This is a genomic window from Pseudomonas sp. NPDC087615, assembly GCF_044743445.1.
In the GTDB taxonomy this organism is placed as follows: Bacteria; Pseudomonadota; Gammaproteobacteria; order Pseudomonadales; family Pseudomonadaceae; genus Aquipseudomonas; species Aquipseudomonas baetica_A.
In genome coordinates, this window is record NZ_JBIUWM010000078.1 from 1 (window position 1) to 8894 (window position 8894).

Genomic DNA, 8894 nt, shown 5'->3' on the forward strand with positions numbered 1-8894 from the left:
GAGAATTGCATCGGTCGGCGACTTCCACTATCTTGGCTCGGACAACGTAAACGCCGATCATACCCGCATTAAGAGAAGCTGCGAAGCAGCATCGCGAGAAAGCTAACCCTGGTTGAAAATAGCGAACTACGCAAAGCCGGCCTTAAAGTGACCCTGCCACGGGTCAAGATCCTGCAAATGCTCGACTCTACCGAGCAGCGTCACATGAGTGCCGAGGACGTCTACAAGGCGTTGATGGAGGCTGGCGAGGACGTCGGTCTGGCCACGGTTTACCGTGTCCTGACCCAGTTTGAAGCGGCTGGTCTCGTGGTCCGTCACAACTTCGACGGTGGCCACGCGGTATTCGAATTGGCCGATGGTGGGCACCACGACCATATGGTTGACGTTGAAACCGGTGAAGTCGTCGAGTTCATCAGCGTTGAAATCGAAAAACTCCAGAATGCAATTGCCGAGGAGCACGGTGTCGAGTTGGTGGATCACAACCTGGTGCTGTACGTACGCAAGAAAAAGTAAGCATGTCGCGCGAATTTCAGGTTCGCGAAACGAGCGAAGGCGACCCAAGGGTCGCCTTCGTGCTTTCAGTCATCTTTAAACTTTGGCGGTGACGACCATCTTTTTCGCGTGCGCCAAGGATTCCTTGGTCAGGTCGATGCCGCCCAGCATGCGTGCCACTTCTTCTATTCGGTCGTTCTTGCTCAGCTTGGAGACAGCAGTGTGGGTTGCCTGTTCGCCGCGCACTTTGTGTACAAACAGGTGTTGGTGACCTTGCGCCGCCACTTGTGGCAAGTGCGTCACTGTCAGAACCTGTCCGCGTTCACCGAGGCGGCGGAGCAATTGGCCGACAATTTCAGCGGTCGGGCCGCCAATACCCACGTCCACCTCGTCGAACACCAGTGTGGGGACGCGGGAGGTTTGCGCGGTAATCACTTGAATTGCCAAGCTGATACGTGACAGTTCGCCACCGGACGCCACTTTCGCCAGTGCCTTCAGTGGTTGACCGGGGTTGGCGCTGACCAGCAGTTCGACTTGCTCCAGCCCGTTGGGCAGAAGTTCTTCGCTGCTGTTGGCGCGCAACTCAATGGTGAATCGCCCGCCCGGCATGCCCAGGCGTTGAATCTCCAGCTCTACCGCGCTGGCGAGGCTGCCGGCCGCCTGATGGCGCAAATCACTCAGCTCGCGGGCCTTCTCTTGATAATGACGAGCATAGGAGGCTAGCTCTTCGCTCAAGCGCTCGATGGATTCGTCGTTGGCATTGAGAGTTTCGATTTCATCCAGCAGTTTTTGCTGCATTTCGCTGACTTCGGTTGGTTGAATCCTGTGCTTGCGCGCCAGCGTGTAAATGGCATCCAGTCGCTCTTCCAGATATTGCAGGCGAGCCGGATCGGCATCGAAGTTATCAAGGAAGCGATTGAGTTCACCAACGGCTTCTTCAACCTGGATCTGTGCGCTGGTCAGCAAGCTGCTTGCTTCACCCAGTGCGCCGACTGAATTGTTCACACTCGATAAGCGATTGAGGCTGGCGGTCAGCGCATTCAGCACGTTACCGGAATCGCTTTCGCTGCATTGCTCGACCACTTGTCGACAAATGCCCAGCAAGGTTTCGGCGTTGGTCAGATTTTTGTGTTCTTGCTCCAACTGCTCGAGTTCGTTATCGCCGAGTCCGAGATTTTCCAGTTCTTCGAGTTGGTAGCTGAGCAGTTGATGGCGCGCGCGTTGTTCGTCGCCGGAATTGGAGAGGCGCTCCAGCTCCTGGCGTGTCTGGCGCCAACGTTGCGCGGCCAGATGCACTTGGCGCGCAAGGTCGGTAGCGCCAGCGTATTCGTCCAGCAGTCGGCGATGGGTGTCGGTTTTCAGCAGGGACTGGTGTTCATGTTGACTATGAATATCGATCAGCAATTCGCCGAGGGCCTTGAGATCACCCAGCGGGCAGGGTGTGCCGTTGATATAGCCGCGTGAACGACCTTCGCTGGTGATGACTCGGCGCAGGATGCAGGGGCCGTCGATGTCCAGATCGCGTTCTGCCAGCCAGGCGTGGGCTTCGGGAATATCGACCAGATCAAAAGTCGCCAGGATATCGGCCTTGTCGGCGCCCGGGCGCACTACGCCACTGTCGGCGCGATCGCCAAGGGTCAGGCCCAGGGCGTCGAGCATGATCGATTTGCCTGCGCCGGTTTCCCCTGTGATCACGCTCATCCCGCGATCAAGTTCGAGATCGAGATGTTCAACGATGGCGTAGTTGTGTACAGACAGGTGCACCAGCATAAAGGCCGCTCCCAGGCTTTAGGTCTGGTTATTTATACAGTGTTTTGTTTCGGGCTGACAATGCCCCCTCTTAGCTCGATTCGCTTGAACGGAAAAATTTCTTAGCGCATCGAGGAATGTGAAAGCGGCACTTTTTTGTAGGGTTAATCATTGAAGCCCCTTGAAGCCTGATTTTGCGGCCCCATATATCGGGACAGAAGCGCGAGTCGAACTCGCGGACGATATTGAAAGGAGAATTCTATGGCTGACGAACAGACAGTAGATAAGCAAAACCCAGAAGCCAATCCGGCGCCCGAGGGTTCGGGTGACGACCTGGCGACCCGTGTACAAGTGCTCGAAGAGCAATTGGCCGCCGCGCAGGATCAGTCTCTGCGTGTTGCCGCTGATCTGCAGAACGTCCGTCGTCGTGCCGAGCAAGACGTCGAGAAAGCGCACAAGTTTGCGTTGGAAAAATTCGCCAGTGACCTGCTGCCGATTGTCGACAGCCTGGAGCGCGGCCTTGAGCTGTCGAACCCGGACGACGAAAGTATTCGTCCGATGCGTGAGGGGATCGAGCTGACGCTGAAAATGTTTCACGACACCCTCAAGCGTTATCAGCTTGAAGCGATCGATCCGCATGGCGAACCGTTCAATGCCGTTCACCATCAGGCGATGGCCATGCAGGAAAGCGCCGACGTAGAGCCGAACAGCGTTCTGAAGGTGTTCCAGAAGGGCTACCAGCTCAATGGCCGCTTGTTGCGCCCGGCCATGGTCGTGGTCAGCAAGGCGCCTGTGCCAGTTTCGCCTTCTATTGATGAGCAGGCTTGAAATTAGCCGCAAGGCCCCCATTTAGAAGTCAAGCGTTTAAGTGCTACCGCAGTTAGCCACCACTGCTGCGGCATCCAAATCCAAAGTTTCGGGAGAGTTAACATGGGCAAAATTATCGGTATCGACCTGGGGACTACCAACTCCTGCGTCTCCGTGCTGGAAAACGGCAAAGCAAAAGTTATTGAAAACGCTGAAGGCGCGCGTACCACGCCGTCGATCATCGCTTACGCCAACGATGGCGAAATTCTGGTAGGTCAGTCGGCCAAGCGTCAGGCTGTTACCAACCCGCACAACACTCTGTACGCCGTAAAGCGTCTGATCGGTCGTCGTTTCGACGAAGAAGTTGTGCAGAAAGACATCCAGATGGTCCCTTACAAGATCGTCAAGGCTGATAACAACGACGCTTGGGTTGAAGTGAACGGCCAGAAAATGGCCCCGCCACAAATCTCGGCTGAAATTCTGAAGAAAATGAAGAAGACCGCCGAAGACTACCTCGGCGAGCCAGTGACCGAAGCGGTAATCACCGTTCCGGCTTACTTCAACGACAGCCAGCGTCAGGCGACCAAAGACGCCGGCCGTATCGCCGGTCTGGACGTAAAACGTATCATCAACGAACCAACCGCTGCCGCTCTGGCTTACGGTATGGACAAGGCCAAAGGCGATCACACTGTGATCGTTTACGACCTGGGTGGCGGTACTTTCGACGTTTCCGTGATCGAGATCGCTGAAGTTGACGGTGAGCACCAGTTCGAAGTGTTGGCCACCAACGGTGACACGTTCCTGGGCGGTGAAGACTTTGACATTCGTCTGATCGACTACCTCGTGGACGAATTCAAGAAAGAAAGCGGCATGAACCTTAAAGGTGATCCGCTGGCCATGCAGCGCCTGAAAGAAGCCGCTGAGAAAGCCAAGATCGAGCTGTCGTCCGCTCAGTCGACCGACGTGAACCTGCCGTACATCACTGCAGACGCCACCGGTCCTAAGCACCTGAACGTCAAGATCTCGCGTGCCAAGCTCGAAGCTCTGGTTGAAGACCTGGTTCAGCGCACCATCGAACCTTGCCGCATCGCCATGAAAGACGCTGGTCTGGACGTTGGCGCGATCAACGACGTGATCCTGGTCGGCGGTCAGACTCGTATGCCGCTGGTACAGAAACTGGTAACCGATTTCTTCGGTAAAGAAGCACGTAAAGACGTTAACCCGGACGAAGCTGTTGCCATGGGTGCTGCGATTCAGGGCGCTGTTCTGGCTGGCGACGTGAAAGACGTTCTGCTGCTCGACGTCAGCCCGCTGACCCTGGGTATCGAAACCATGGGTGGCGTGATGACCGCGCTGATCGAGAAAAACACCACGATTCCTACCAAGAAATCGCAAGTGTTCTCGACTGCCGACGACAACCAAGGCGCTGTGACCATTCACGTTCTGCAAGGTGAGCGTAAGCAAGCCACACAGAACAAGTCCCTGGGCAAGTTCGACCTGGCCGACATTCCACCCGCTCCACGTGGCGTGCCGCAGATTGAAGTGACTTTCGACATCGACGCCAACGGCATCCTGCACGTTGGTGCGAAAGACAAGGCCACCGGCAAGACTCAGTCGATCGTGATCAAGGCTAACTCCGGTCTGTCCGACGAAGAAATCGAGCGCATGGTGCGTGACGCCGAAGCCAACGCTGACGAAGACCGCAAGTTCGAAGAACTGGCCGCCGCCCGCAACCAAGGTGATGCACTGGTTCACTCGACTCGCAAAATGGTCTCCGAAGCTGGCGACAAGGTTAGCGCCGAAGAGAAGACTGCGATTGAAGCCGCTGTGGTTGCGTTGGAAGCCGCCGTTAAAGGCGACGACAAGGCTGCCATCGAAGCTAAAGTTGAAGAGCTGTCGAAAGTCTCCGCTCCAGTTGCTCAGAAGATGTACGCCGAACAGCCTCAGCCAGCTGATGGCGCAGCCCCGCAAGGCGAATCGGCTGAGAAAGCGGAAGACGTGGTCGATGCAGAGTTCGAAGAAGTCAAAGACCACAAGTAAGTTGTTGGTCGGCCGGTTGACTGCCTTTAGGCGGTGACTGGTAGGATGTCGCCGCGCGGGAGCTTGCTCCCGCGTTGGCGTATCTGGAATACGCGAATTTTTACAGCATGCGACAGCGTTCGAATGCTGGCGGTATGGCTGAAAATGCTCCTGCTTTTCACGTCGAAAGTACCGCATGAATCACAGACCAGGATCGTTGAATTGACGTGAGTTGGGTCCGGGCCTGTATTGGGGCTCAACGAGTTTGGCGAGGCTCAGGAGGGGTTTGCCGAACGTCCTTAAGAGTGCAAAGACTTATGGCAAAGCGTGACTATTACGAGGTGTTGGGTGTTGAGCGTGGCGCGAGCGACGCAGACCTGAAAAAGGCCTATCGCCGTTTGGCGATGAAGCATCACCCGGACCGTAATCCCGATGACAAAGCATCGGAAGAACTGTTCAAAGAGGCCAATGAGGCCTATGAAGTATTGTCCGACTCGAGCAAGCGCGCGGCGTTCGACCAGTATGGTCATGCCGGTGTCGACCCAAGCATGGGGGGGGGCGGTGCCGGTTTCGGTGGTCAGAACTTCTCCGACATTTTTGGTGATGTCTTCAGTGACTTCTTCGGTGGCGGTCGCGGTGGTTCCCGTGGCGGCGCTCAGCGTGGCAGCGACTTGCGCTACACCCTGGAACTGAATCTGGAGGAAGCGGTACGCGGCACAACCGTGAATATCCGCGTTCCGACACTGGTCAATTGCAAGCCGTGCGATGGTTCGGGGGCCAAAAAAGGCTCGTCACCTTCGACTTGCCCGACGTGTGGCGGTATCGGTCAGGTGCGCATGCAGCAAGGCTTCTTCTCGGTGCAGCAGACCTGCCCGCGTTGCCATGGCCAGGGCAAGATCATTTCCGATCCGTGCGACTCCTGCCACGGTGATGGCCGCGTTGAAGAGTACAAAACCCTGTCGGTCAAAGTGCCGGCCGGCGTCGATACCGGCGACCGCATTCGTCTGTCCGGCGAAGGCGAGGCGGGTACTCAAGGTGGTCCGACTGGCGACCTGTATGTAGTCATCAATGTGCGGGAGCACGACATCTTTCAGCGTGACGGCAAGCATCTGTTCTGCGAAGTGCCGATCAGCTTTGTCGATGCAGCGCTGGGCGGCGAGCTGGAAATTCCGACCCTCGACGGTCGCGTCAAACTGAAAATCCCTGAAGGTACCCAGACCGGCAAGCAGTTCCGCGTGCGCGGCAAGGGTGTGGCTCCGGTGCGTGGCGGTGGTGCGGGCGACTTGATGTGCCGTGTAGCGGTCGAGACGCCGGTCAACCTGAATCGTCGTCAGCGCGAATTGCTGGAGGAGTTCCGCAGCTCCTTGGCAGATGACAACAGCCACTCGCCGAAAACCACGGGTTGGTTTGACGGTGTGAAGCGCTTCTTCGGCGATTTGTAAGGAGTCGGCATGCGACGTATTGCAGTGATGGGCGCCGCCGGGCGCATGGGCAAAATTCTGGTGGAGGCCGTGCAGCAGCGCGCGCCTCTGACCGGGTTGACTGCCGCTGTCGTCCGTCCTGGCAGCACGCTGATCGGGGTGGATGCCGGTGAGTTGGCTTCGCTGGGGCGAATTGGCGTGCCGCTCTCCGGTCATGTGGAAGCGGTCGCTGATGAATTCGATGTGTTGATCGACTTCACGCTGCCGGAAGTGATGCTGAAAAATCTGGCGTTCTGCCGCAAGGCAGGCAAGGCCATGGTTATCGGCACCACCGGGCTGGATGCTGCGCAGAAGCAACTGCTGGCCGAGGCGGGTAAGGATATTCCCATCGTCTTTGCCGCCAACTTCAGTGTAGGCGTCAACCTTTCGCTGAAGCTGCTGGATATGGCGGCGCGCGTGTTGGGTGATGATGCCGACATCGAAATCATCGAGGCTCACCACCGCCACAAGATCGATGCGCCGTCGGGTACTGCGTTGCGCATGGGCGAGGTCATCGCCAGTGCGCTGGATCGTGACTTGCAGAAAGTGGCGGTCTACGGTCGTGAAGGTCATACCGGTGCGCGCGAGCGTGAAACCATCGGGTTTGCCACTGTTCGTGGTGGAGATGTGGTGGGGGATCACACGGTGCTGTTCGCCTGCGAGGGGGAGCGTCTGGAGATCACCCACAAGGCTTCAAGCCGCATGACTTTCGCCAAGGGTGCGGTGCGAGCGGCGCTGTGGCTGGATGGTCGCGAGGCGGGTCTTTATGACATGCAGGACGTTCTTGACCTGCGTTGAGTTGCTGCTGAATCCAGCGCAAACGCCCTGTATGCGCTGGATTTTCTCCACTGAACGACGTCCTGTCGCATTCTCCGGCCTTTTAGGCTCTTTAGCGGTGGACCAAAAAAGCCTTTTTCTGTAAGCTACAGCTTTAGTGTGTCCACTAAAAGCGAGCAGAATAATTCAGTGAAGAAGCGGGGTGACGTGTCCATACGTCACTCCGCTTTTTTACAACCTGCGATCGCCCTTTCATGAGTTATTTACGGGAGGTCTTCTTGACTAAGCCAGCCATACTTGCCCTTGCTGATTTCAGCATTTTTCGCGGCGAAGCCCTTGGAGCCGACGGTCAAACCGGTGGGGAGGTGGGGTTCAACACCGCAATGACCGGCTATCAGGAAATCCTTACCGATCCTTCCTACGCCCAACAGATCGTTACTCTGACTTACCCGCACATCGGCAACACCGGCACCACGCCTGAAGATGCCGAATCCGACCGCGTCTGGTCCGCTGGTCTGGTCATTCGTGACCTGCCGCTGGTAGCGAGCAACTGGCGTAACACGATGTCCCTGTCTGATTACCTGAAAGCCAACAACGTTGTGGCAATCGCCGGTATCGACACCCGTCGTCTGACCCGCATCCTGCGTGAAAAAGGTGCGCAGAACGGCTGCATCATGGCTGGTGACAACATTTCCGAAGAAGCCGCCATTGCCGCCGCGCAAGGCTTCCCGGGCCTCAAGGGCATGGATCTGGCGAAAGTCGTCAGCACCAAGGCCCAATACGAATGGCGTTCCACTGTCTGGGATCTGAAAACCGACAGCCACGCGACCATCGAAGCTTCCGAGTTGCCTTGCCACGTCGTTGCCTACGACTTCGGCGTCAAGCTGAACATTCTGCGCATGCTGGTCGAGCGCGGCTGCCGCGTTACTGTGGTGCCGGCGCAAACTCCGGCCGCTGACGTACTGGCACTGAAGCCGGACGGTGTGTTCCTGTCCAACGGCCCTGGTGATCCGGAGCCGTGCGACTACGCGATCCAGGCGATCAAGGACGTGCTGGAAACCGAAACTCCGGTATTCGGCATCTGCCTCGGTCACCAGTTGCTGGCGCTGGCCTCTGGTGCCAAGACCCTGAAAATGGGCCATGGTCACCACGGTGCCAACCACCCGGTGCAGGATCTGGACACGGGTGTCGTGATGATCACCAGTCAGAACCACGGTTTTGCGGTAGACGAAGAAACCCTGCCAGCCAACGTTCGCGCGATTCACAAATCGCTGTTCGACGGCACCCTGCAAGGCATCGAGCGCACCGACAAGAGCGCGTTCAGCTTCCAGGGTCACCCTGAGGCGAGCCCCGGCCCGAACGATGTCGCGCCACTGTTCGACCGCTTCATCAACGAGATGGCCAAGCGACGCTAAGCGCTCGCCTTGAGACTGTAGAGAGAAGCCCTTCGAGGGCGGCCCCGACGCCGGCGGCCCCCTCGAGACTTCAGAAATCGATCAAGACGGCTTGCCGACTGACCTGCGGATTTGAGTGACAAACCCATGCCAAAACGTACAGACATTAAAAGCATCCTGATTCTCGGCGCTGGCC

General features: G+C 57.4%; 7 protein-coding genes. 6 read left to right on the forward strand and 1 reads right to left on the reverse strand.

All coding sequences use genetic code 11. From position 1 onward, the window contains the following. Positions 1 to 108 precede the first annotated feature (108 nt). Complete coding sequence (gene fur / locus ACIOU6_RS25570) at positions 109 to 513, forward strand: ferric iron uptake transcriptional regulator (protein WP_221730599.1); 405 nt, start codon at positions 109 to 111, stop codon at positions 511 to 513. Positions 514 to 588: 75 nt separating this feature from the next. Here fur and recN read toward each other — a convergent pair whose 3' ends face one another. After that, a complete protein-coding gene (gene recN / locus ACIOU6_RS25575) occupies positions 589 to 2262 on the reverse strand; it encodes a DNA repair protein RecN (RefSeq protein WP_401139317.1) in 1674 nt (557 codons plus the stop codon). Positions 2263 to 2502: 240 nt separating this feature from the next. Between recN and grpE the strand changes: the two genes are divergently transcribed. From grpE to carA, 5 genes are all read left to right on the forward strand, one after another. After that, complete coding sequence (grpE, locus tag ACIOU6_RS25580) at positions 2503 to 3069, forward strand: nucleotide exchange factor GrpE (RefSeq protein ID WP_401139319.1); 567 nt, start codon at positions 2503 to 2505, stop codon at positions 3067 to 3069. A gap of 102 nt (positions 3070 to 3171) precedes the next feature. Further along, positions 3172 to 5088, forward strand: a complete 1917-nt coding sequence (gene dnaK / locus ACIOU6_RS25585) for a molecular chaperone DnaK (protein ID WP_221730602.1) — start codon at positions 3172 to 3174, stop codon at positions 5086 to 5088. 296 nt (positions 5089 to 5384) lie between these two features. Next, positions 5385 to 6509, forward strand: a complete 1125-nt coding sequence (gene dnaJ / locus ACIOU6_RS25590; protein WP_221730603.1) for a molecular chaperone DnaJ — start codon at positions 5385 to 5387, stop codon at positions 6507 to 6509. A gap of 9 nt (positions 6510 to 6518) precedes the next feature. Further along, entirely contained in the window at positions 6519 to 7325 is an 807-nt protein-coding gene (gene dapB, locus ACIOU6_RS25595) for a 4-hydroxy-tetrahydrodipicolinate reductase (protein ID WP_221730604.1), read from the forward strand. Positions 7326 to 7582: 257 nt separating this feature from the next. Next, positions 7583 to 8719 (forward strand): glutamine-hydrolyzing carbamoyl-phosphate synthase small subunit, encoded by a 1137-nt coding sequence (carA, locus tag ACIOU6_RS25600; protein WP_401139322.1) that lies wholly within the window; start codon positions 7583 to 7585, stop codon positions 8717 to 8719. Positions 8720 to 8894: the final 175 nt, after the last annotated feature.